At 66.4% G+C, this 22,163-nt stretch carries 21 protein-coding genes; 13 read left to right on the plus strand and 8 right to left on the minus strand.

The window, feature by feature from the left end:
* From SRAH_RS08620 to rpmG, 12 genes are all read left to right on the plus strand, one after another.
* Entirely contained in the window at positions 1 to 1,206 is a 1,206-nt protein-coding gene (locus SRAH_RS08620) for an isovaleryl-CoA dehydrogenase (RefSeq protein ID WP_029462944.1), read from the plus strand.
* A gap of 186 nt (positions 1,207 to 1,392) precedes the next feature.
* On the plus strand, positions 1,393 to 3,261 hold the full coding sequence (gene aceK / locus SRAH_RS08625) for a bifunctional isocitrate dehydrogenase kinase/phosphatase (protein ID WP_029462945.1): 1,869 nt from the start codon (positions 1,393 to 1,395) through the stop codon (positions 3,259 to 3,261).
* A 10-nt stretch (positions 3,262 to 3,271) separates the two neighbouring features.
* Entirely contained in the window at positions 3,272 to 3,859 is a 588-nt protein-coding gene (locus tag SRAH_RS08630; RefSeq protein ID WP_232841025.1) for a hypothetical protein, read from the plus strand.
* Positions 3,860 to 3,891: 32 nt separating this feature from the next.
* On the plus strand, positions 3,892 to 5,082 hold the full coding sequence (locus SRAH_RS08635) for an acetyl-CoA C-acyltransferase (RefSeq protein ID WP_029462947.1): 1,191 nt from the start codon (positions 3,892 to 3,894) through the stop codon (positions 5,080 to 5,082).
* Between the two features lie 21 nt (positions 5,083 to 5,103).
* Positions 5,104 to 6,240, plus strand: coding sequence for an acyl-CoA dehydrogenase family protein (locus SRAH_RS08640; RefSeq protein WP_029462948.1), 1,137 nt, complete (start codon positions 5,104 to 5,106; stop codon positions 6,238 to 6,240).
* A complete protein-coding gene (trkA, locus tag SRAH_RS08645) occupies positions 6,237 to 7,628 on the plus strand; it encodes a Trk system potassium transporter TrkA (protein WP_029462949.1) in 1,392 nt (463 codons plus the stop codon). The genes SRAH_RS08640 and trkA overlap by 4 nt, the downstream gene beginning before the upstream one ends.
* 6 nt (positions 7,629 to 7,634) lie before the next feature.
* Positions 7,635 to 9,113 carry a TrkH family potassium uptake protein gene (locus SRAH_RS08650; RefSeq protein ID WP_029462950.1) on the plus strand — a complete coding sequence of 493 codons (1,479 nt, stop codon included), beginning with the start codon at positions 7,635 to 7,637 and terminating at the stop codon, positions 9,111 to 9,113.
* The gene (locus tag SRAH_RS08655) at positions 9,110 to 10,591 is read left to right on the plus strand and encodes a TrkH family potassium uptake protein (RefSeq protein ID WP_045476880.1); all 1,482 of its coding nucleotides are present in this window, start codon (positions 9,110 to 9,112) and stop codon (positions 10,589 to 10,591) included. The genes SRAH_RS08650 and SRAH_RS08655 overlap by 4 nt, the downstream gene beginning before the upstream one ends.
* 151 nt (positions 10,592 to 10,742) lie before the next feature.
* Positions 10,743 to 11,252 carry a hypothetical protein gene (locus SRAH_RS12655; RefSeq protein ID WP_149028961.1) on the plus strand — a complete coding sequence of 170 codons (510 nt, stop codon included), beginning with the start codon at positions 10,743 to 10,745 and terminating at the stop codon, positions 11,250 to 11,252.
* Entirely contained in the window at positions 11,236 to 12,603 is a 1,368-nt protein-coding gene (locus SRAH_RS08665; protein WP_171816044.1) for a DUF2325 domain-containing protein, read from the plus strand. Before SRAH_RS12655 ends, SRAH_RS08665 begins: the two co-directional genes overlap by 17 nt.
* 243 nt (positions 12,604 to 12,846) lie before the next feature.
* Positions 12,847 to 13,080 carry a 50S ribosomal protein L28 gene (rpmB, locus tag SRAH_RS08670; RefSeq protein ID WP_029462954.1) on the plus strand — a complete coding sequence of 78 codons (234 nt, stop codon included), beginning with the start codon at positions 12,847 to 12,849 and terminating at the stop codon, positions 13,078 to 13,080.
* A 20-nt stretch (positions 13,081 to 13,100) separates the two neighbouring features.
* Positions 13,101 to 13,271, plus strand: a complete 171-nt coding sequence (gene rpmG, locus SRAH_RS08675; RefSeq protein ID WP_029462955.1) for a 50S ribosomal protein L33 — start codon at positions 13,101 to 13,103, stop codon at positions 13,269 to 13,271.
* A 71-nt stretch (positions 13,272 to 13,342) separates the two neighbouring features.
* Here the strand turns inward: rpmG and ilvA are convergent, their stop codons facing one another.
* Positions 13,343 to 14,938: a threonine ammonia-lyase, biosynthetic gene (ilvA, locus tag SRAH_RS08680; protein WP_045476883.1), complete on the minus strand. Its 1,596-nt coding sequence runs from the start codon at positions 14,936 to 14,938 to the stop codon at positions 13,343 to 13,345.
* 272 nt (positions 14,939 to 15,210) lie between these two features.
* On the opposite strand from ilvA, the gene SRAH_RS08685 reads away from it, so the two are divergent.
* The gene (locus SRAH_RS08685) at positions 15,211 to 15,660 is read left to right on the plus strand and encodes an OsmC family protein (RefSeq protein ID WP_029462957.1); all 450 of its coding nucleotides are present in this window, start codon (positions 15,211 to 15,213) and stop codon (positions 15,658 to 15,660) included.
* A 41-nt stretch (positions 15,661 to 15,701) separates the two neighbouring features.
* Here the strand turns inward: SRAH_RS08685 and coq7 are convergent, their stop codons facing one another.
* The 7 genes from coq7 to SRAH_RS08720 all read right to left on the minus strand — a co-directional run bounded on the left by coq7 (position 15,702) and on the right by SRAH_RS08720 (position 22,115).
* Positions 15,702 to 16,370 carry a 2-polyprenyl-3-methyl-6-methoxy-1,4-benzoquinone monooxygenase gene (coq7, locus tag SRAH_RS08690; RefSeq protein WP_029462958.1) on the minus strand — a complete coding sequence of 223 codons (669 nt, stop codon included), beginning with the start codon at positions 16,368 to 16,370 and terminating at the stop codon, positions 15,702 to 15,704.
* A gap of 106 nt (positions 16,371 to 16,476) precedes the next feature.
* A complete protein-coding gene (locus tag SRAH_RS08695; protein ID WP_045476886.1) occupies positions 16,477 to 17,406 on the minus strand; it encodes a CopD family protein in 930 nt (309 codons plus the stop codon).
* 36 nt (positions 17,407 to 17,442) lie between these two features.
* A complete protein-coding gene (locus tag SRAH_RS08700; protein WP_029462960.1) occupies positions 17,443 to 17,811 on the minus strand; it encodes a copper resistance CopC family protein in 369 nt (122 codons plus the stop codon).
* 57 nt (positions 17,812 to 17,868) lie between these two features.
* Positions 17,869 to 18,666 carry a DUF411 domain-containing protein gene (locus SRAH_RS13255; protein ID WP_076607011.1) on the minus strand — a complete coding sequence of 266 codons (798 nt, stop codon included), beginning with the start codon at positions 18,664 to 18,666 and terminating at the stop codon, positions 17,869 to 17,871.
* Positions 18,667 to 18,725: 59 nt separating this feature from the next.
* Positions 18,726 to 20,141, minus strand: coding sequence for a multicopper oxidase family protein (locus tag SRAH_RS08710; protein WP_045476889.1), 1,416 nt, complete (start codon positions 20,139 to 20,141; stop codon positions 18,726 to 18,728).
* A gap of 2 nt (positions 20,142 to 20,143) precedes the next feature.
* Complete coding sequence (locus SRAH_RS08715; protein WP_029462963.1) at positions 20,144 to 21,595, minus strand: TolC family protein; 1,452 nt, start codon at positions 21,593 to 21,595, stop codon at positions 20,144 to 20,146.
* An 82-nt stretch (positions 21,596 to 21,677) separates the two neighbouring features.
* Positions 21,678 to 22,115: a hypothetical protein gene (locus SRAH_RS08720; protein WP_029462964.1), complete on the minus strand. Its 438-nt coding sequence runs from the start codon at positions 22,113 to 22,115 to the stop codon at positions 21,678 to 21,680.
* Between the last annotated feature and the right edge of the window lie 48 nt (positions 22,116 to 22,163).

The following is a 22,163-nucleotide window of genomic DNA, read 5'->3' on the forward strand; positions in this document are numbered from 1 at the left end:
ATGAACGCGCTGCCCCAACTGCCCGGCCTGAACTTTATGCTCGGCGACGACATCGACGCCCTGCGCGACGCGGTGCGCAGCTTTGCGCAGGCCGAAATCGCCCCGCGCGCGGCCGAGATTGACCGCAGCGACCAGTTCCCCATGGACCTGTGGCGCAAGATGGGCGACCTGGGCCTGCTGGGCATCACCGTGCCCGAAGCCTACGGCGGTGCCGACATGGGCTATTTGGCGCACATGATCGCCATGGAGGAGATCAGCCGCGCCAGCGCCTCGGTGGGCCTGTCCTACGGCGCGCACTCCAACCTGTGCGTGAACCAGATCAAGCGCAATGGCAGCGAGGCGCAAAAACAGAAGTACCTGCCCAAGCTCATTTCCGGCGAGCACGTGGGCGCACTGGCCATGAGCGAGACCGGCGCCGGCTCCGACGTGCTGAGCATGAAGCTGCGCGCGCAAGACCAGGGCGGCTATTACCTGCTCAACGGCCACAAGATGTGGATCACCAATGGGCCCGACGCCGATACCCTGGTGGTGTACGCCCAAACAGCCGGGCTGGATGGCGAGCCCGCAGGCGCGCGCCGCCAAATCACCGCCTTTCTGATCGAAAAGGGCATGAAGGGCTTTTCCATTGCGCAAAAGCTTGACAAGCTGGGCATGCGCGGCAGCCACACCGGCGAGCTGGTGTTCGAGAACGTCGAGGTGCCGGCGGAAAACATCCTGGGCGGCCTGAACCAGGGCGCCAAGGTGCTGATGAGCGGGCTGGACTACGAGCGCGCCGTGCTGGCGGCCGGGCCCATCGGCATCATGCAGGCGGTGCTGGACAACGTCATTCCCTACATCCACGACCGCAAACAGTTCGGCCAGAGCATCGGTGAATTCCAGTTGGTGCAAGCCAAGGTGGCCGATATGTACACCACGCTGCAAGCCGGGCGCGCCTTTTGCTATCAGATTGGCAAAAACCTCGACATGCTGGGTGCCCAGCACGTGCGCCAGGTGCGCAAGGACTGCGCGTCGGTCATTCTGTGGTGTGCCGAGCAGGCCACGCGCATGGCCAGTGACGGCATCCAGATTTTTGGCGGCAACGGCTACATCAACGACTACCCGCTGGGCCGTTTGTGGCGCGACGCCAAGCTGTATGAAATCGGGGCTGGCACCAGCGAGGTGCGGCGCATGCTGATCGGGCGCGAGCTGTTCAACGAAACCCGCTGAGGCGCACGCCCAAGGCGACGCGGCGCTGCGGCGCTTGCGCTGGCTTGTGGCGGCACAGGCTGAAAGTGCAGCGCCGGGCACCTGGCTGCGCAGCCTCGGAGGCGCGGCCAATTTGTGCTAGTGTGGCGGTCTGAACCTTCGCTTGGCTACATTCCGCGCCCACTCCCCCCACTGCAACCACTGCCTATGGCCACCACCCTGCCGCAACGGCTCGACTCCACCCTGGCGCACGACATTGCGCTTGCCATGATCGACGGCTTTGACCGCCATTACCGCCTGTTTCGGGCCGAATCGGCGCGCGCCAAGCACCGCTTCGAAACCCAAGACTGGCACGGCCAGCAGCGCGCCCAGCGCGAGCGCATCGAGTTCTACGACCTGCGCGTGAAAGAATGTGTGACGCGGCTGGAGCGCGAATACCACGCCGCGCAGTTGCCGATGGAGGTCTGGCAGCAGATCAAGCTGTTTTATGTGGGCATGCTGGTGGACCACCGCCAGCCCGAGCTGGCCGAAACCTTTTTCAATTCGGTCAGCACCAAAATTTTGCACCGCTGCTATTTCCAGAACGACTTTATTTTCGTGCGCCCGGCGGTGAGCACCGAATACCTGGAACCCCAAGACCCGCAAACCCACACCAGCTACCGCAGCTATTACCCGCAGCGCGACAACCTGCTGAGCGAATTGCGCCGCATGGTGCGCGATTTTGGCCTGCGCGCCCCGTTTGAAGATTTTGAGCGCGACACCCAGGCGGTCTATGCGGCGCTGCTGCCCTTGTTTGAGCACGACAAGCTGCGCGCCAATTTCCAGATCCAGGTGCTGCACAGCCTGTTTTACCGCAACAAGGGCGCTTATGCGGTGGGCAAGCTCATCAATGGCTTTCAGGAGCTGCCTTTTGCGCTGCCGATTTTGCACAACGACAGCGGCCAACTGCTGATCGACACCCTGCTGCACGGCGAAGACGATTTGCTGATGATATTCAGCTTTGCCCGCGCCTATTTTATGGTCGACATGGAGGTGCCCAGCGCCTACGTGCAGTTCCTGCGCAGCATGATGCCGCGCAAGCCACGGGCCGAGTTCTACAACGCGCTGGGCTTGGCCAAGCAGGGCAAAACGCTGTTTTACCGCGATTTTCTGTACCACATGCGGCACAGCACCGACAAGTTCCGCATCTCCCCCGGCATCAAGGGCATGGTCATGCTGGTGTTCGACCTGCCCAGCTTCCCCTTTGTGTTCAAGGTCATCAAAGATTTTTACCCGCCGCAAAAAGACACCACGCGCGAGCAGATCCGGGGCAAATACCAGCTCGTCAAGCAGCACGACCGGGTCGGGCGCATGGCCGATTCGCTTGAATTCACCGAAGTCGGTTTTCCGCGCGCCCGCTTCAACGACGACCTGATCGAAGAAATCAAAAAGTTTGCCCCGAGCCAGATCGAAATCAGCGACCGCGATGGCGACGGCACCATCGAGGTGGTGATCAAGCACGTCTATATCGAACGGCGCATGATTCCGCTCAACATCTATTTGCAGGAAGCCTTTGAGGTGCTGCAAAAAAACCGCGACGACGCCACCGCCCAGGCGCAGTTGCAGCGCGCCGTGATCGAATACGGCAACGCCATCAAAGACCTGGTGGCGGCCAACATCTTCCCCGGCGACATGCTGTGGAAGAACTTTGGCATCACGCGCCACGGCAAGGTGGTGTTCTACGACTACGACGAAATTGAATACATCACCGATTGCAACTTCCGCCGCGTGCCGCAGGCGCGCAACGAAGACGAGGAAATGAGCGGCGACGTCTGGTACAACGTGGCCAAGAACGACGTGTTCCCCGAAACCTTCGGCCCCTTTTTGCTCAGCAACCCGCGTGTGCGCGAAGTCTTCATGCGCCACCACGCCGATTTGCTGCAGGCCGATTTTTGGCAGGCGCACAAAGAGCGCATCGCCGCCGGGCATGTACACGACGTCTTCCCCTACGAGCGCGAGCGCCGTTTCGTGGTGCAGCGCGCCCAAGCCGCCGCTGCCATGGCGGCCCAGGCCGCCGCCGCTGCAGCCACCCCATGAAGCGAGCCCTATGACGCTGGACGAAGCCTTCATGCTGGCCGCCAACGCCGTGACGGTGATCGGCCTGCCCTTTGCCCTCTGGACCTATGTGGAGCAGGCGCGCAAAGAGCGCGAGAACGAAGAAGAAGAGGCCTACCAGCACCTGAGCGATGCCTACAACCAGTTTTTGCAGGTGGTGCTGGCCCATGCCGACTTGCAACTGCGCAGCACCCGTGCGCTGCCCCACCCCAGCCCCGAGCAGCGCGAGCGCATGCTGGTGATCTTTGACATGCTCATTAGCCTGTTCGAGCGCGCCTACTTGGTGGCCTACAAAGAGGCGATGAGCCCGACCGAGCAGCGGCGCTGGAACAGTTGGGACGACTACATGCGCGAGTGGTGCCGGCGCGAGGACTTTGCCGCTGCGTTGCAGCACCTGCTGCGTGGCGAAGACCCGGACTTTGTGGCCTACATCGAGCAGGTGGCGCGCGAGGAGCGCGAGGCGCTGTTGCGCGAAACCGCGGCCGATGCCGCTGGCGCGCTGGCGTCCCTGCCCGTGCCCGATCCAGCTCCCAAGCCAGACTGCGTCCCAGCCCCAGAATCGGCCCGTTCAGCAGGCTGAAACCCCTTTTCATTCCACCAGGAGCCCCCACCATGAGCGCCGTCACCGACCCGATTGTCATCGTTGCAGCCGCCCGCACCCCCATGGGCAGTTTGCAGGGCGATTTTGCTGCGCTGGCGGCGCACGACCTGGGCGGCGTGGCCATTGCCGCCGCCGTGCAGCGAGCGGGCATTGCGCCCGATCTGGTGAGCGAGGTGCTGCTGGGCAACTGCCTCATGGCCGGGCAGGGCCAAGCCCCGGCGCGCCAGGCCGCGTTCAAGGGCGGCCTGCCCGAGAGCGCCGGGGCCGTGACCTTGTCCAAAATGTGCGGCTCCGGCATGCGCGCCGCCATGTTCGCGCACGACATGCTGCTGGCGGGCAGCCACGAGGTGCTCATCGCCGGTGGCATGGAGAGCATGAGCAACGCCCCCTACCTGCTGGCCAAGGCGCGCGGTGGGTACCGCATCGGCCACGACCGGCTGTTTGACCACATGATGCTCGACGGTCTCGAAGACGCCTACGAAGCTGGCCGCAGCATGGGCACTTTTGGTGAAGACTGCGCCGCCCACTACGGTTTCAGCCGCGCCCAGCAAGACGCCTTTGCCAGCGCCAGCGTGCAGCGCGCCCAGCGCGCCATCCACGACGGCAGCTTTGCCGCCGAAATCGCCCCGGTCACGCTGCAAGAGCGCAGCGGCGCGCGCGTGGTGAGCGTGGATGAAGGGCCGGGCCGCATCAAGCTCGACAAAATCCCCACGCTCAAACCGGCTTTCAAAAAAGACGGCACCGTGACTGCGGCCAGCAGCTCCAGCATCAACGACGGCGCGGCGGCGCTGCTGCTCATGCGCGCCAGCACGGCGCAGCGCCTCGGGTGTACGCCGCTGGTGCGCGTGGTCGCGCACGCCACCCACGCCCAGGCGCCGCAGTGGTTTTCTACCGCGCCGGTGGGCGCGAGCCAAAAGCTGCTGGCCAAGGCCGGCTGGAGCGCGGAGCAGGTGGACTTGTGGGAAATCAACGAAGCCTTTGCCGTGGTGCCGATGGCGCTGATGCACGATCTCAAGCTGCCGCACGACAAGGTCAACGTCAACGGCGGCGCCTGCGCGCTCGGGCACCCGATTGGGGCCAGCGGGGCGCGCATACTGGTCACGCTCATTTACGCCATGCGTGCGCGGGCGGCCCGGCGCGGTGTGGCCACGCTGTGCATTGGCGGCGGCGAAGCCACGGCGATGGCGCTCGAACTGCTTTGAACCGAGTGTAAAGGCCCCCCCATGCTGCTCAACCCCGACCAACTGCAAATCCGCGACGCCGTGCGCGCCTACGCCCAAGAGCAACTGTGGCCGCACGCTGCCGCCTGGGATCAAGGGCACATCTTCCCCAAGGCCGCGCACCAGGGCCTAGCGGCACTGGGCTGCTACGGCATTTGCGTGCCCGAGGAACTCGGCGGCGCCGGGCTCGACACCCTGACGCTGGCGCTGGTGCTGGAAGAAATCGCCGCCGGTGGCGGTGGCGTGAGCACCTCCATCAGCGTCACCAACTGCCCGGTGAACGCCATTTTGCTGCGCTACGGCAGCCCGGCGCAGCAGCAGCGCTGGTTGCCTCCCTTGGCGCGCGGCGAGTTGCTGGGCGGCTTTTGCCTGACCGAGCCGCAAGCCGGCTCGGATGCCTCCGAGCTGCGCACCCGCGCCGTGCGCGAGGGCGAGGGCTACCGCCTCGACGGCGTGAAACAGTTCATCACCAGCGGCAAATACGGCGACCTGATGATCGTCATTGCCGTCACCGACCCGGCGGCGGGCAAAAAAGGCCTGAGCGCCTTTCTGGTGCCCACCCACACCCCCGGCTACCAGGTGGAGCGGCTGGAAGACAAAATCGGCCAGCACAGCAGCGACACGGCCCAAATCCGCTTCGAGGGCTGCCGCATCCCGCTCGAATACCGCATCGGGGCCGAAGGCGAGGGCTACAAAATCGCCCTCGGCGCGCTCGAAGGCGGGCGCATCGGCATTGCGGCGCAGAGTGTGGGCATGGCGCGCAGCGCGCTCGATTTCGCCATCGGCTACGCCAAAGAGCGGCGCAGCTTTGGCCGCCCCATCATCGAGCACCAGGGCTTGGGCTTCAAGCTGGCCGACTGCGCCACCCGCTTGGAGGCGGCGCGGCAACTGGTCTGGCACGCCGCCAGCCTGCGCGATGCCGGCCAGCCCTGCCTCAAAGAGGCCGCCATGGCCAAGCTCTTTGCCAGCGAAACGGCGGAGCAGGTCTGCTCGGCCGCCATCCAGGCCCTGGGCGGCTACGGCGTGGTGCGCGACTTTCCCGTGGAGCGCATCTACCGCGACGTGCGCGTCTGCCAAATTTACGAAGGCACCAGCGAGGTGCAAAAAATCCTGATCCAGCGTGCGCTGGCCTCTGCATGAACATCATCATTTTTGGCGCGGGCCGGGTCGGCGAGAGCGTGGCCGAGAGCCTGGTTTCCGAGCACAACGACATCACCGTGATCGACCAGGACCCGCTGCGCGTGCGCGCCCTCGAGGAGCGGCTCGATTTGCGCGGCGTGGTCGGCAACGGCATCCAGCCCTCGGTGCTGCGCGAGGCCGGGGCCAAAGACGCCGACATGGTGATCGCCTGCGCCGCCGCCGACGAGTCCAACCTGGTGGTGTGCAAGATCGCGCACGATATTTTTAACGTTCCCACCACCATCGCCCGGCTGCGCTCGCCCGAGTTCACGGCTGGCGACGCGCTGATGGGCAAGGGCGGCTTCGCGGTCGATCAGGTGATCTGCCCCGAAGAGTCGGTGATGCGCTTCATCCACCAGTTGATCGAGTACCCGGAAGCCTTGCAGGTGCTCGAATTTGCCCAAGGCCAGGTGTGCCTGATCGCGGTGCGCGCCGAGCACGGGGGCGCGCTGGTGGGGCGCACCATCGGGCAGTTCCGCGAACGGCTGCCGCACGCCGAAATGCGCGTGGTGGCGCTGTACCGGCTCGACACCGAGATGGAGGCTACGCGCGACACCCGCATCCTGCCCGGCGACGAGCTGTTTGTGCTGGCCGCTGCTGACCAAATCCGCTTGGTGCTGGCGGCCATCCACACCATCGACAAGCCGGTGCTGCGCGTGATGATCGCCGGTGGCGGCCGGGTCGGCTTGCGGCTGGCGCGCAGCCTGGCCGGGCAGTACCAGGTCAAGCTGATCGAGCAAAACCCGCTGCGATGCGAATACCTGGCCAGCCAACTGCCCTCCAGCACGCTGGTGCTGCACGGCGACTGCGTCGATGAGTCGCTGCTGGAAGAAGAAAACGTGGCCGACATGGACTTGTTCCTCTCGCTCACCAACGACGACGAAGACAACATCATGGCCGCCATGCTGGCCAAGCGGCTCGGGGCGCGGCGCGTGATGGCGCTCATCAACCGCCGCGCCTACGCCGACATGCTGCAGGGCAGCGCGATCGACATCGCCATTTCACCAGCGCAGACCGTGATCGGCGAGCTGCTCACGCACGTGCGCCGTGGCGATGTGGTGGCGGTGCATAGCCTGCGCCGCGGCGCCGCCGAAGCGCTCGAAGGGGTGGCGCGGGGCGACTTCAAAACCTCCAAGCTGGTCGGGCGCCGGGTCGAGCAGGTGGCGCTGCCGGCTGGGGCGCGCTTTGGTGCCATCGTGCGCGGCCAAGGCAAGCAAACCCAGGTGCTGATGCCGCACCACGACACCCTGATCGAGGCCGAAGACCACGTGGTGATCTTCATCCCGCACAAGCGCCTCGTGCGCGAGGTGGAAAAACTGTTTCAGGTCACGGCCACTTTTTTTGGCTGAAGCGCCGTGCCGCTGCTGCGCATCGCTTCGGTTCTGGCTTGGGTGCTGCTGGCTTTTGGGCTGGCTTTTCTGGTGCCGATCGGGGTTGCGATTGGGCGCTCCGAGGGGGCCGGGTGGGCCTTTGTAGGGCCAATGGCGCTGGTGCTGCTGCTCGGGGCCGCGCTGCTGGCGCTGGGCCAGCGCTGGCGACCGCACCGGGCCCAAGAGCTGGGCGTGCGCGACGGCATCTTGCTGGTCGGCCTGGTCTGGACGCTGCTGCCGGCGCTGGCGGCGCTGCCGCTGATGCTCTATTTCGAGGGCGTGGGGCGGCCGCTGAGCTTCACCCGCGCCTACTTCGAGGCCATGTCGGGCCTGACCACCACCGGCTCCACCGTGCTGGTGGGGCTGGACCACCTGCCGGGGGCAATCAACATTTGGCGCGGCTTTTTGCAGTGGCTGGGCGGGATGGGGATTTTGGTGCTGGCGGTGGCCATTTTGCCCTTGGTAGGGGCGGGCGGCGGTTCGCTGCTGCGCGCCGAAACCAGCGGGCCGCTCAAAGAGTTGCGCCTGACGCCGCGCATCGCCACCACCGCCAAGGGCTTGTGGAGCGTGTATGCCGCGCTGTCGCTGGCTTGCGTGCTGGCCTACCGGGCCGGTGGCATGTCGTGGTTCGACGCCTGGATGCACATGTTCACCACCATGAGCCTGGGCGGGCTGTCGAATTACGACGCCAGCTTCGGGCATTTCGATTCGGCGGCGCTGGAGTGGATCGCCATTGCGTTCATGCTGCTGGCCAGCGGCAGCTTTGCGCTGTACTTTGTGGCGGTGCTCAAGCGCGACCCGGTGCGCATCTGGCGCAACGCCGAATGGCGCGGCACCCAAGCCCTGATGCTGGGTGCGGGCTTGGCGGTGGCCGCCGTGCTGGTCTGGCAGGGCGGGGCGGCGGCCGACCTGGAGACGCTGCGCCGGGCCTTGTTCAACCTGGTCTCGATCGCCTCCACCACCGGCTACGCCAGCGAAGACTACACCCTTTGGCCGGCTTTTGCCCCTTGGCTGATGCTGATTTTGTCGGGCATGGCCACCAGCGCGGGCTCCACCGGGGCCGGCATCAAAATGGCGCGGCTGCTGCTGCTGATCCAACTGGCGCGGCACGAGCTCACGCGCATCCTGCACCCGCGTGCGGTGACACCGATTACAGTCGGCGGTGCCGTGGTGCCGCAAGCGGCGATCCAGTCGGTGCTGGCCTTTATGCTGGTCTATGGCGTGACGGTGCTGGGCCTGACCCTGCTGCTGCTGCTGGGTGGGATGGATTTCGACACCGCCTTTAGCGCCGTGCTGGCCAGCATCAACAACATGGGGCCGGGTTTTGGGGAGGTTGGGCCGGCCGGCAACTACGCTGGCTTGAGCGATTTCAAGCTCTGGGTCTGCGCGCTGGCGATGCTGCTCGGGCGGCTCGAAATTTTGGCTTTTCTGGTTTTGTTTACAAGGGCTTTTTGGCGCAAATGAACGGCTTGTCTGCCCTGTGGTCGATTTTTGGTCCGGTGCTGGCGCTGCTGGCGCGCATCATGATGGCCTTTTCCTTCGCCTTTCTGGTGCCCCTGACCTGGGGCTGGGCGCTCGATCTGGACTACCTGCGCGCCATCTGGGGGGTGGCTTTTGGCCTGACCTTCGGCAGCGGCCTGCTGCTCATGTGGCTGACGCGCAAGCAGTACCGCGAGCTGCTGCCGCGCGACGGGTTTTTGCTGGTGGCGCTGGTCTGGCTGGTGCTCACGGCCTATGCCGCCATCCCGTTGTACTGGCTGGTGCCCGATATTTCCTGGAGCCACGCCTATTTCGAGGCCATGAGCGGGCTCACGGCCACTGGCGCTACCGCCCTGAGCGGCTTGGGGGACTTGCCGGTCTCGGTCAACGTCTGGCGCGCTTTTTTGCAATACATCGGGGGCCTGGGGATCATGCTGCTGGTGGTGGCGGTGCTGCCGCTGCTGGGCTTGGGCGGGATGCAGCTTTACAAGGCCGAAACCCCCGGCCCGATGAAAGACACCAAGTTCACGCCGCGCATTGCCGAGACCGCGCGCGGGCTGTGGATGGTGTATTTTGGCTTCTCACTGGCCTGTTTGCTGGCTTACCGCTGGGCCGGGATGAGCTGGTCCGACGCCTTCATTCACATGTGCAGCACCATGAGCCTAGCCGGCTTTTCCTCGCAGGACGCGAGCATCGGCTACTGGGATTCGGCGGCGGTGGAGCTGGTGGCTATCGTTTTCATGGCGCTGGCGGGTATCAGTTTTTTGCGCTACTTTCTGGTGTTGCGCACGCTCACGCTGGGCCCGATCGCCCACGACCGTGAAATCCGCAGCTACTTCGTGGTGCTGATTGGCTCGGTGGCCTTGGTCACGCTGTTGTTGACGGCGCACCAGGTCGAGACCGATTTTTGGACCGCTCTGCGCAGCAGCGCCTTTCATGTGCTCTCGCTGGCCACCACCACCGGCTACGCCGCCACCGATTACGCGCAGTGGCCGGTGTTCATCGGTGTCTATCTGATGTTTCTGGGCTGCTTCGTTTCGTGCGCGGGCTCGACCGGGGGCGGGATCAAGATGGTGCGCATGGTGCTGCTGGTCAAGCAGGCGCGGCGCGAGCTGGTGCGCATCGTGCACCCGCGCGTGGTCAATCCGGTCACGCTGGGCGGGCAGCGCATCGCGGCCGCCACGCTCACCACGGTGCTGGGTTTTATGCTCATCTACGGCGCCGCCACGCTGGGCCTGACCTTTTTGCTGCTGCTCACCGGGCTGGACATCGTGACCGCCTTTTCGGCCGTGGTGGCCACGCTCAACAACATCGGCCCCGGGCTGGGGCAGGTCGGGCCGGCGCACAACTTTGGCTGGCTGAGCAGCTTCCAGCTTTGGCTGCTGAGCTTTGCCATGCTGCTCGGGCGGCTGGAGCTGCTCACGGTGCTGGTCCTTTTTTCGCGCCATTATTGGCGGCGTTGAACGGTTATCCCACCTTTAGGCCAGTTTTTGAATTGGCTGATCTTGGCTATGGATGTGACTTTTAAGCAATAAAAAATCAATCAAGAAGCGTAAAGAATAGGAACGATTCGCATTTACGATAGAGCCATCGCACCCAAACTAAGGAGTTGCCATGGAACGAGAGCCGTTGGGCGTGCAAGCCAGCACCGTGCCCTGTGAGGAGCAACAGGTTTGGCTGCGCCACTACGCTCAGGTGCAGCAAAGGGTGAGCCAAACGGTGCGCCAGATGGCTCTGCGCATCGAAGCCCTAGAGGCCGATTTGCTGCGGCACCGGGCGCAGGCCATCTTGGAGCGGACGGCAAAATGGTGGGTCATACCCATGCCCACGCCTGTGCCAAGGCGCTCCAACCGCGTGCCGCCGCCACGGCCCGCTGCGCCGCTCTCTGCGACTCAAAAGTCGGCTGCCCGCGCCGATCGGGCGCCGCAGTCGCTGCGGCACTCGCAAAGCCCATGGGGTGCGGGCGCTGCGGCCCAATGGCCAGATTCGGACGCGGTGCTGTGTCAGACCGCTTGCGTCGGCCATGCCCACCACTGGCTGCAAGACGACGGCCACTGCCAGCGCAAGGGTGGGGAGTGCGAGCGCGTGCCGGCCCACGGGGATGCTTATGTGCCTAGCCCGTAAAGCCACCGCGGTCTGGCCGCCGGAGTCCAGCGCCGACGGGCTGCGGCCGCTGGTGTTCGAGGTGCCGCCGCTGGACGGTATCAGCAAGGCCAGCAAGCGCAGGCGCCCCTTGTGGGAGTTGAGCGCCAGCGCCGCCTGCCCGGTGCTCGGGGTCTGTGTGCCCCTGTGCGAGCAGCGCGCGCTGATGCACAAGTGCGGCATCGATGTACAAGGGCGCAGCGATTACGAGCTGCACCAGATCGGGGTCTCGGAGTGCCGCCGCCGCACGCCATTGGCCGAGCGCCTGCAAAAGTGGCTGGATGGCCGCTTTGCGCTGGAGCTGCGCCAGGCGGCTGATTTGTCCAGCGCCGACGAACTGCGCCAGCGCTGGCAGCAAGCCAAGGGCGAACCGGCTTGGGGCGGGTCGATGTGGGCGCTGCTCACGCACCCGGCGTGTTTGCTCACGCTGGAGCACGAATTGCTGGGTGATGTGCACATGATGCAGCACCAGGTCGGCATGGTGACCCGGGTCGAGCAGCAGCAGTGGCAGCAGCAGCGCGGCCAACTGGCGCAGTTGCGCGCCGAAATGGCCGAGCAACAAGTGCGCGCGCAGCGCCAGGTGCAAGAGGCGCAGCAGCGTCAGCAGCAGGCGCAGGCCGAGTTGCAGCGGCTGCGCCAGAGCCTGCTGCAAGCCGAGGCCGAGCAGAAACGGCTGCTGCAACGCTGCCAGCAACTGCTTGCCGAGCGGCCCGATTTTGAGGCGATGCAGGCCTTGCGCGCAGAAAATGCCGACTTGCGCCAGCAGTGCCAGCAGGCCAACCGGGCCTTGCGCGCCGGCACGCGCCAGTGTGGGGTGGGTGCGCAGCAGGGGCAGCCCTGCCTCGCCACTGCGGTGGCGACGAGCTCCAGCGAGGCTGGAAGCCGCAGCGCCGAGTCCGGCCTCTCCGACGCCAGCGGTGAATCGAAAGCACGATCCGAGCTTGCGCCCAATGAAGACGGCGCAGCACCCAGCTCCGAGCCCAGCCGTCCGGCGCTGGCCACCAAGGTCGCGTGCATCGGCGGCCGCACGGCGCAATTGCCAGCCTTTCGCGAGGTGGTGGAGGCGCACGGCGCACAATTGCTGCACCACGACGGCGGCGACGAGCACCACCTGAGCCAATTACCGGCCACCTTGGCTGCCGCCGATTGGGTGATCTGTCAGGTCGGATGCATCAGCCACAACGCCTACTGGCGCGTCAAAGACCATTGCAAACGCACCGGCAAACCCTGTTTGTACGTGGAAAGCACCAGCCGCAGCGCACTCGAACGCGCCATGCAGCGCATCCATACGGCGCAACAAGGGTTTGCTTGGACCGCACCAGCCGCTTCATGACGCGCGGGGGGTGTCAGTCAGTTTTGCAATCCCGGTTAAATGGTTTAGAATACTGGGCTGACCAAGTAGTTGGACTTGACTCGTGTCAAGCGCAAGACTTGGTCAACCCCCCGACCGCTCGCGAGCCGGAGCCGTCCCCGAGGCCCGCAGACATTTCTGCAGGGCGCCGGGGCAGGCGGCGCAACACAGGACGCGAGCGAGGTGCGGCCCTAGGGCCGTTTTTCATTTGATAGGAGTGCCCACATGGCACGAGTTTGTGAAGTCACGGGCAAAAAGCCCATGGTGGGGAACAATGTGTCCCACGCCAACAACAAAACCAAGCGCCGCTTTCTGCCCAATCTGCAGTCGCGCCGCTTCTGGCTCGAGAGCGAAAAACGCTGGGTGCGCCTGCGCATTTCGGGTGCAGCCTTGCGCCTGATCGACAAAAACGGTATCGAAGCGGTGCTCGCCGATTTGCGCGCCCGTGGTCAAGCCTGATCGCTTAAAGGAGCAACACCATGGCAAGCAAAGGCGGACGCGAAAAAATCAAGCTGGAATCCACTGCAGGAACCGGCCACTTCTACACCACCACCAAGAACAAGAAGACCACGCCCGAAAAGCTGGCCTTCGCCAAGTTCGACCCCAAGGCACGCAAGCACGTGCAGTACAAAGAGGTCAAGCTGAAGTAAAACCTCAGCCTTGGTAGCAAGCAAAAACCGCCCTTGTGGCGGTTTTTGCTTTTCGGCAAGCGCGCTTGCCGTTAACGCTTCAAAAACAGCCGATAGACCGGGTTGTCGGTTTCTTCCACCCAGGGGTAGCCCAGCGTGTTCAAGAAGCTTTGGAACTCGGCTTCGTCTGAAGCTGGCACCTGCAGCCCGACCAGGATGCGGCCATAGTCGGCCCCCTGGTTGCGGTAGTGAAACAGGCTGATGTTCCAGCCGGGGCGGATCAGGCTGAGGAACTTGAGCAGCGCGCCGGGGCGCTCGGGGAACACGAAGCGCAGCAGCCGCTCCTCCTGCGCCAGCGGCGAATGGCCGCCCACCATGTGGCGGATGTGCTCCTGCGCCAGGTCGTCGTGCGTGAGGTCGAGCGTGGCAAAGCCGTGTTTGGCAAAGTTGGCGGCTATTTTCGTGCTCTCGCCGCGTCCGTGCGTGCTCAGGCCCATGAACACATGCGCCTGGCGCGCGTCGCTGATGCGGTAGCTGAACTCGGTCACGTTGCGCGGGCCGCCCGGCAGGTTGCCGATGGCCTGCAAAAAGCGCTTGAAGCTGCCGCGCTCCTCGGGCAGGGTGACGGCAAACAGGCCCTCGCGCTGCTCGCCCACTTCGGCGCGCTCGGCCACGAAGCGCAGCCGGTCGAAGTTCATGTTGGCGCCGCACAAAATGGCGGCATAGGTCTCGCCGCGCGTCTTGTGCGTGGCCACGTACTGCTTGATCGCCGCCACCGCCATGGCCCCGGCGGGCTCGACGATGCTGCGCGTATCGACGAACACATCTTTGATGGCGGCGCAGACGGCGTCGGTGTCCACCTCGATGTAGCCATCGACCAGCGCACGGCTGATGCGAAAGGTCTCGTCGCCCACGCGCTTGACCGCGGTGCCGTCGGAAAACAGCCCGACTTCGGGCAGCGTGACCAACTCGCCCTGGCGCACCGAGCGCAGCATGGCGTTGGAGTCGTTCATCTGCACCCCGATCACCTTGATCTCGGGCCGCAGCGCCTTGATGTAGTTGGCCACCCCGCTGATCAGGCCGCCGCCGCCTATGGCCACAAACACCGCATCGAGGCGCTGGTTGCCCAGGCTTTGCAACTGGCGCAGCAGCTCCATCGCGACCGTGCCCTGGCCGGCGATCACGTAGGGGTCGTCGAAGGGGTGTACGAAGGTGTAGCCGTGCTGCTGCTGCAACTCCAGCGAGTGGGCGTAGGCGTCGGAGTAGCTGTCGCCGTGCAACAACACCTCGCCGCCGAGCGCGCGCACCGCCTCGACCTTGAGCTGCGGCGTGGTGATGGGCATGACGATGACGGCGCGCGCGCCCAGCTTGTGCGCCCCCAGCGCCACCCCCTGGGCATGGTTGCCTGCCGAGGCGCAGATGACGCCGCGCTGCAACTGCTCGGGCGTCAGGTGGGCCAGTTTGTTGTAGGCCCCGCGCAGCTTGAAGCTGAACACCGGCTGCTGGTCTTCGCGCTTGAACAGAATTTTGTTGTGCAGGCGCCGGCTGAGCTGGCGCGCCGGTTCCAGCGCCGACTCCACCGCCACGTCATAGACGCGCGCGGTGAGGATAAGCTTGAGGTAGTCGGCCGGGCTGAGATCGGCTGGGTTGGCGGCTGTGCCAGATGGGTGGGTAGGGCAATCGGACATGGAGCGGGTGCAGGCTGGCAAAGCCGCATCATATGCAAAGCGCGGACGACACCGCCAAGCGGCGCGGCCAAAAAAAAGCCCGGTCGCGGTGACCGGGCTTGAACCACCCGTTGAAGGGCAGAGGAGACAAAGGTTACGGGGCGGTGCCCCGGGCGATGCAGCCACCGTGCTGGGCCGGTGTTTGCATACAATGGCGCTAGTGTAAACCCGGATTTGTTGCAATGCAACATCTTTTTTTGTAAATGCCTGTGGTTTTTGTGGGATTAATTGAAATGGAATGCACCGTCACCTGGACCGGCGCCACCGGCACCCGCTCGAACATGGGCTTTGTGGCCGAAACCGGCAGCGGTCATGTGCTGCTCATGGACGGCGCCCCCGACCCGGCGCGGCCCGAACACGGCGGCGCCAACCTGGCCCCGCGCCCGATGGAGGCGCTGCTGGCCGGCACCGGCGGGTGCAGCGCCTACGATGTGGTGCTGATCCTTAAGCGCGGCCGCCATGCGGTGAGCGGCTGCAGCGTCAAGCTCACCAGCCAGCGCGCCGAGACCGACCCCAAGGTGTTCACCCAGATTCATATGCACTTCACGGTGCGCGGGCGCGGCATCCCCGAGGCGGCGGTGGAGCGCGCCATCGCGCTGAGCCACGAAAAATACTGCTCGGCCAGCGTGATGCTGGGCAAAACCGCCGCCATCACGACCAGCTTCGAGCTGATCGAGGATTGATCGACGGCTGCGCTGGCGGTGGGCTTGATGCGGGCTGGTGTTCAGACCCGGTGCGCCACCGTAGTCATGACTTTGGCCGCCAGCCGCATCAGGCCCTTGACGGGGGGCGGCAAGTCCACCCCGCCGTCGCGTTTGGCCTCGTTGGCGTGGCGAATTTCATCGGCCTTCATCTGCTCGACGATGGCGCGCGAGGCGTGGTCGTGCTCGGGCAGCAGGCCCAGGTGGCTGTCGAGGTGCGCCTCGACCTGGCGCTCGGTCTCGACCACAAAGCCTAGGCTCACACCTTTGCCCATGCGCCCCGCCAGCAGGCCCAGCCCAAAGGCCCCGGCGAACCAGAGCGGATTGAGCAGCGAGGGCCGGTCGCCGAGCTCGTCCAGGCGCTGCTTGCACCAAGCCAGGTGGTCGGTTTCGTCTTGGCCGGCGGCCTCTAGGTGGCGCGCCAGTTTTTCTTTCTCGCCCGCCTCACCCGGCCCCAGCCGCGCCGCCAGCGCCTGCGAGGTGTAGAGCGCCTGGGCGCAGATTTCGCCCACGTGGTTGACGCGCATGAGTGCGGCCGCGTGGCGCTTTTCGGCTGGGCTGAGTTCGGCCACGGCAGCGCCAGCGGCTAGGCTGGGGCGTGGGCAGGGGCGGGCGGCGCGGTGCGGTGCAAACAGGGCGCGCAGCGCGCCGTCGGCAGCGATCAGGTGGGCGTCGATGAAGGCAGTGCTCATGGTGGGGGCTCCGGGGTGCACGAGGGGTCGGGTGGAATTATCTGCTGCGCGAGGCCGGATTGCAAAGCCTTGCTTGGTGCAGAGGGTCGGCAGCAGGGTTTGGAATTTAGCCCGTGGGTGAGGTGGTGGTGGTCAAAACAGCCGTCAGCAGCAGAATCAGGCCCACCAACAGCCCTTCGCAGCCTATGCTGGCGCGCAGCCGCTGGCTGGCAAGGGGTTTGCGGGCCACAAAAGCCGGCACCAGCAGCCAGCGGTTCAGCCCAGCCAGGCCCAGCAGCAGGCCCAGCACGGCGAGTTTGAGCAGCAGCACCTGCCCGTAGGCGCTGTGCAGCAGCGGCGCCCAGCCCTCCAGCAAGCGCCAGGCCAGCAGCAGCGCCGCCGCGATCAGGGCCGCCAGCACGGGTGCCGCCACCTGGCCAAAGCGCTGCAGCACGCGGCCTGCCGACTGGCTTAAGTGCGGCGGCGCGCTGATGCGGTACAAAGGCAGCAGGGCACCCACCCAGAACGCCAGCCCGACCAGGTGCAGCAGCAGCAAACTGGCTAGCAGCAGGCGCGGCTCCCCCGTGCTGTGCCCCACCCAGGTGAAAGACAGCAGCACCAGCGCCGCGCCGAGCAGGCTGGCCGCCGTGCCGAGCCCGCGCCCGCGCCCCCACGCGACCGCCGCGCCGAGCAAGAGCAGCAGCCCGCCGCCCGCCAGCAGCATGCGCTGGCCGGCAGCGCCCTCAAACACCAGAGCGAGCAAGCTGGGGTCGATGGCCGCCGCCCACGAACCGCCCCCCAAGAAACCCGCCTGCAAGGGCCACTGCAAGAGCAGCAGGACGAGCGCCAAGGCGGCGGCAGCGGGCACCAGCGTGCGCAGCCCGGTGGCCCGATCCCACTCTGGATTGCCACCAAAAACCAGCCGGAACAACAGCCCGCCCACGGCGACCAAGGCGCTGGCATAAAAGCCCGCTGCCACCAGCACGCGCAGCCCAGTCCAGCCGTCGGTCTGGGCGAGCAGTTCCAGCAGGGGTTGAAGCGTTAGGCTGGTGCTCATGCCGGGGGCCGATTCATGCAGGGGCCAGCGCCCACCTCAGCGCACAGTGAAATAAATTTCGTCGGCCATGACGTGCCCGTCCGACGCCAGCCCGCGCCAGCGCACGGTGTATTTGCCGGGCCCCAGCGCAGTGGCTGGGCTGGTTTCGAAACGGGTGAGCGCCTCGCGGCCGGGGGCCGGGTTGAGCGGCACCAGGCCCCGCGGGCCGCTCACTTCGAACAGCGTGAGCCGCATCGGGTGGTCGAACCAGACCGCGATCCGGTTCGGGCTGCCGCTGACGGTGCTGCCGTGCGCGGGCAGCGAGCCCTCGGGCTGGGCATGGGCGTGCAGATGGGGCGTGGCCAGCAGCAGGTGCAGCGCCAGCGCAGCGGGGGCTATCTTAAGCAGGGTTTTTAGGCGGGGCATGGGCAGTCTCCGGTGTGCAAGGGAAAGGGTATGAATGCGCGGCGGGATTGGAAAAAATCAAGGCAGGGGCGCGATCTGCATCACGGTGTATTCGCCTTGGATGAGCGCGGCGCTGAAGCGAATGCGCTGCCCCTGCTGCAGCTGCTCCAGCAGGGCCGATTCGCTGAGCTGGAACACCATGGTCATGCCGCCCATTTCCAGGTTGGGGATGGGGCCGTGGCGCAGGCTCACGCGCCGGTTGCTGCGGTCCACCCGGCGCACCTCGGCCTCGACCCAAGGGCGGCCGTCGCGGTCGGTGGCGGCTGCGGCAGCCGTGCCAGCCCCGTTGGCTGGCTGCTGCGCCGCTGGCGCGCCAGCCGGGGGCTGGTGGTAGGAGGCCCAGATGCGCGAGCCGCCGTCGCGCCCGAGCAGCAGCACGTGGTAGGGGTCGCGGCGGCCGCCGTAGAGCGGGCCGTCCATGCCGGGGCTGCCTATGGGCATACCCGGCACGCTCAGGCCCAGCGCAACCGGGCGCTCGCGCAGCAGGCGGTGGATGTCGGCTGCCGGCACATGGCCTTCGACCACGTAGCCGCCCACCAGCGCGGTGTGGCAGGAGCCGTATTGCTCCGGCACGCCTAGGCGCCGGCGCGCAGCGATGTTGCCGGTGTCGAAGGCGCGCACGCTAAAGCCGTTTTTTTCCAGATAGGTGATCCAGTCGTTGCAGCAGCCGCATTGGGGGTCTTTCCAGACCTCCATCACGGGGGGGGTGCGGCGTGCCTGTGCCAGTGCTAACGGGGCCGACAGGGCGAGCAAGGTGCTGCCAGCCAGCCCGGTCAGGGCGGCGCTGGCGCTGTGGAGCAGGGTGCGTCTTTGCATGGTGGGCTAGGATTTGGCTTGGGCGAATAGGGATTTTGAGCTTGGCACAGCGCGCGCGTTCAATGCCGGTGTGCTGGGGCGGCTGGGGCAGGTGCGACCGGAGTGGGTGTTGCAGGCGTGGGCGGGCTGGGTGGGCGCACCGCCTCGGGTACTGGCCCTTGGTATTCAAAGGCCACGGTACCGCTCGGGAAGGCGTAGGGGCCGGGGTCGCGGTAGTCGTTGGGGGGCTGGTTGGCGCGCACCTTGAGCACGGTCAGCATCCCGCCCATGCCGATTGGGCCGAACTGGCCCTGGCCGGTCATCATGGGCAGGGTGTTGGGGGGCAGCTCCATTGGCATCTGCTTCATATCGTACATGCCGCGCTCGCCCATCACCATGAAGTCGGGCGCCAAGCCCTGGATTTTGCCGACCAACCCACGGTGATCGACCCCGATCAGCGTCGGCACGTCGTGCCCCATCGGCCCCATGGTGTGGTGGCTCTTGTGGCAGTGTATGGCCCAGTCGCCGGGTTCGTCGGCCAGGAATTCGATCTGGCGCATCTGGCCAACGGCCAAATCCACCGTCACCTCGGGCCAGCGCGCACCCTTGGGCACCGGGCCGCCATCGGTGCCGGTGACTTCGAACTCGACCCCGTGCACGTGGATGGGGTGGTTGGTCATGGTCAGGTTGCCCATGCGCATGCGCACCCGGTCGCCCAAGCGCGCCACCAGCGGGTCGATGCCGGGGAAGACGCGGCTGTTCCAGGCCCAGGTGTTGAAATCGAACATGGTGGCGACGGTGGGCGTTTGGGCACCGGGTTCGACGTCGAAGGCGTTGAGCAAGAAGCAGTAGTCGCGATCGACCGCATCGATCAGGGGGTGCCGGCCGCGCGCATCGAGCTTGGGGTGCGTGACCCAAAAACCCATCATGCCCATGGCGAGTTGCACCATCTCGTCGGCGTGCGGGTGGTACATAAAGGTGCCCGGGCGGCGCGCTTGGAATTCATAGACGAAGGTTTTGCCGGCCCCGATCGAGGGCTGGTTGATTCCCGCCACCCCGTCCATGCCCGAAGGCAGGCGCTGGCCGTGCCAGTGGATGGAGGTGGGCTCGGGCAGGCGGTTGCTGACGAAAATGCGCACCCGGTCGCCCTCTACCACTTCGATGGTGGGGCCAGGGCTCTGGCCGTTGTAGCCCCACATGTTGACGACGAAACCGGGCGCCACCTCGCGCACCACCGGCTCGGCCACGAGGTGAAATTCCTTCACCCCGTCGCGCATCCGAAAGGGCAGCGTCCAGCCGTTGAGCGTAACCACGGGCCGATACGGCAGACCGGCCCCGGTGACGCCGGGCGGCACCCAGGGCGCGGCGGTGGCGGCGTTGTGCCGCAGCACCGGCTCGGGCAGGGCGGCCAGGGCGTGGCGACCGACGGTGGCGGTGGCGGCGGCCGTGAAAGCCCCGGCAGCCAGGGCGCCTTGGAAAAATTGGCGGCGTTGCATGGTTATTTTCCTTTCGCGGCTTCGGGGGTGGCGGCGGCGGCCGGGGCGCTGCCGCTGTAGGGCAGGCCGTCGAGCACGGCGCGCAGTTCGGCGGCGGCCACGGCGGCGTCGCGCCGCGCCAGCAGGGCGGCTTGGGCGGACTGCACCCGGGCGCTGGCACTGGCCAGCAGCTCCCAGGTGCTTTTGAGCATGCCGTTGTAGCGCTGCTGGGTTTCGTCTTGCAAGGCGGTGTGCAGGCGCAGCGCGTCTTGCGCCGAGCCCTCGGCCAGCTCGGTGGCGGTTTGCCAGGCGCTGTAGGCGCTGTGGACGTCGGCGCGAATCTGGCGCTCCAAGGCATCGGCCTCGGCGCGCGCCTCGGCGGCTTTGTCCCAGGTGTGCGGCCAGAGCTGGGCTGCCGTCAGTTCGGGCTGGTGGGGCTGGGCTGGGGTGCCGGGGAGCGTGGCTGGAGCAAGTGCTTGGGGTTGCGGCGGCGCGACGGCGGCCGCCAGCGTGGCGGCAAGGCTTGCGCGCTCGGCCGAGGACAGGCCACGCTCCAGCATTTCAGCCTGGCGCTGCAGCAGCGGCCAGCGCGGATGCGCCTGCAGCGCCTGCGCTTCCAGCGCGGCCAAGGGGGCGAAGGCGGGTGTGGCGGGTGTGGCTGCTGAACTGGCCGTGCCAGGCCGAGCGGTGTGAGCCGCCGGGGCGCTCACGGTTGGCCAGTCGGTCGGCAGCCGCTGCTCCAGTTGCCTAGGCGTGAGCCCACTGCCCGCTAGGCGCCACAGATCGAGCACAGCCAGGTGCTGCTGGTGCTGCGCTGCCCGCCACTGCGCTTGGGTCTGGTTGAGCAGCAGTTGCTCTTGCAACAAGCGCATTTGCGGCCAATTGCCCACCCGCACCAGGCGCGCAGCCAGCTCGGCCCCGGCCTGCGCGGCTTGCAGCTCCTGCGCCTGGTAGCGCTCGCTGCTGCCAGCCGCCACGGCGCGCAGCCAAGCCCGCTCGACTTGCAAAGCCAGATTGGCCTGCGCCAGCCTCAGCTCGGCGCGCTCGAGCGGGTTCTGGCCCGGCTTGGCCAGCAGGTCAGGGCGTGCGCGCTGGGCCGCCATCAAGGCGTCAGCCAAGCTCCAGCGCTGGGCGGCGGCAGGCTGGGCTGCGGCAGGCTGCGGTGCGGCGCTGGCGGGTGGTGGCGGCGTGTGATGCGGCGTGTGCGGCATCGGATGCGGCATCGCGTGCGGCTGCACCTGCTGCGCCTCCCAATGCACGATGTCGGCATGGCCGCGCGGGAAGCCGCCGACCAGCTCATTGGCTGCACGCCAATCGCTTTGGGCTTGGGCGTGCGCAGGGCCGTGGGCCCAGGCGGGGCCAGACAGGGCGGCACCGAGCAGCGCCGCACCCAAAATGGGGTTCAAAAAGGCATACGGCCCGCCGCGCTGCAAGCGCCAAACGCGCTGCACCGGGGCCAAGGAAAAAGCAAACATGGAAACATCTCCGATCCAGATCCAAGAAAGGCCGCACATTGCCAAAAGAGGGAAACGTGCAGACGGATTTCGGGTGTCGGGATCAGGAAATGGGCGGTTTGAGCTCGGGCTGGATCTCGGCCTGCAAGACCGCGGTGCGCGTGGTCAATGGTTCGCTGGAGTGCAAGGCCGGCGGCATGGCCCCAAGCCGCAGCGGCACCGCCAGCGCCTGGTGGCAAATTCCGCACAACAGGCACAGGCCATGCGCGCCAGCCTCTGGCTGCCCGGGGCAGGGGGGGTCGTCGGCCAGAGCAGCCTGCGGGGCGGCCCCATGCTGCGCGGCGTGGGAAGCGGCGAGAGAAGTCTCGTGCAGCGCAAAGTCGATGTGGCCGCTGGGCGCCGTCGGGTCGGCCGACGCCATCTGGGCCGAGCCATGCGCACCGGCCGGGGCCGAATGCAAGGCCTCCAGCGCCATGGCATCGCCCGCCCACAGCCGCCAAGGCAGCAGCAGCACAAACAGAATGATCAGCCAGCGACGCATGGGGCGATTGTAGGGCAAATCGGCCTTGCATGCAAACGCTTGCCGAGT

Source organism: Serpentinimonas barnesii (assembly GCF_000696225.1).
In the GTDB taxonomy this organism is placed as follows: domain Bacteria; phylum Pseudomonadota; class Gammaproteobacteria; order Burkholderiales; family Burkholderiaceae_C; genus Serpentinimonas; species Serpentinimonas barnesii.

Excerpts from the sequence above, each read along its gene's own strand:
- rpmB (WP_029462954.1), top strand. The coding sequence starts at position 12,847 with ATGGCACGAGTTTGTGAAGTCACGGGCAAAAAGCCCATGGTGGGGAAC.
- SRAH_RS08665 (WP_171816044.1), top strand. The coding sequence starts at position 11,236 with ATGTGCCTAGCCCGTAAAGCCACCGCGGTCTGGCCGCCGGAGTCCAGC.
- trkA (WP_029462949.1), top strand. The coding sequence starts at position 6,237 with ATGAACATCATCATTTTTGGCGCGGGCCGGGTCGGCGAGAGCGTGGCC.
- ilvA (WP_045476883.1), bottom strand. The coding sequence starts at position 14,938 with ATGTCCGATTGCCCTACCCACCCATCTGGCACAGCCGCCAACCCAGCC.
- aceK (WP_029462945.1), top strand. The coding sequence starts at position 1,393 with ATGGCCACCACCCTGCCGCAACGGCTCGACTCCACCCTGGCGCACGAC.
- SRAH_RS12655 (WP_149028961.1), top strand. The coding sequence starts at position 10,743 with ATGGAACGAGAGCCGTTGGGCGTGCAAGCCAGCACCGTGCCCTGTGAG.
- SRAH_RS08715 (WP_029462963.1), bottom strand. The coding sequence starts at position 21,595 with ATGTTTGCTTTTTCCTTGGCCCCGGTGCAGCGCGTTTGGCGCTTGCAG.
- SRAH_RS08655 (WP_045476880.1), top strand. The coding sequence starts at position 9,110 with ATGAACGGCTTGTCTGCCCTGTGGTCGATTTTTGGTCCGGTGCTGGCG.
- SRAH_RS08720 (WP_029462964.1), bottom strand. The coding sequence starts at position 22,115 with ATGCGTCGCTGGCTGATCATTCTGTTTGTGCTGCTGCTGCCTTGGCGG.
- rpmG (WP_029462955.1), top strand. The coding sequence starts at position 13,101 with ATGGCAAGCAAAGGCGGACGCGAAAAAATCAAGCTGGAATCCACTGCA.
- SRAH_RS08695 (WP_045476886.1), bottom strand. The coding sequence starts at position 17,406 with ATGAGCACCAGCCTAACGCTTCAACCCCTGCTGGAACTGCTCGCCCAG.
- SRAH_RS08620 (WP_029462944.1), top strand. The coding sequence starts at position 1 with ATGAACGCGCTGCCCCAACTGCCCGGCCTGAACTTTATGCTCGGCGAC.
- SRAH_RS08700 (WP_029462960.1), bottom strand. The coding sequence starts at position 17,811 with ATGCCCCGCCTAAAAACCCTGCTTAAGATAGCCCCCGCTGCGCTGGCG.
- coq7 (WP_029462958.1), bottom strand. The coding sequence starts at position 16,370 with ATGAGCACTGCCTTCATCGACGCCCACCTGATCGCTGCCGACGGCGCG.
- SRAH_RS08710 (WP_045476889.1), bottom strand. The coding sequence starts at position 20,141 with ATGCAACGCCGCCAATTTTTCCAAGGCGCCCTGGCTGCCGGGGCTTTC.
- SRAH_RS13255 (WP_076607011.1), bottom strand. The coding sequence starts at position 18,666 with ATGCAAAGACGCACCCTGCTCCACAGCGCCAGCGCCGCCCTGACCGGG.
- SRAH_RS08635 (WP_029462947.1), top strand. The coding sequence starts at position 3,892 with ATGAGCGCCGTCACCGACCCGATTGTCATCGTTGCAGCCGCCCGCACC.
- SRAH_RS08630 (WP_232841025.1), top strand. The coding sequence starts at position 3,272 with ATGACGCTGGACGAAGCCTTCATGCTGGCCGCCAACGCCGTGACGGTG.
- SRAH_RS08640 (WP_029462948.1), top strand. The coding sequence starts at position 5,104 with ATGCTGCTCAACCCCGACCAACTGCAAATCCGCGACGCCGTGCGCGCC.
- SRAH_RS08685 (WP_029462957.1), top strand. The coding sequence starts at position 15,211 with ATGGAATGCACCGTCACCTGGACCGGCGCCACCGGCACCCGCTCGAAC.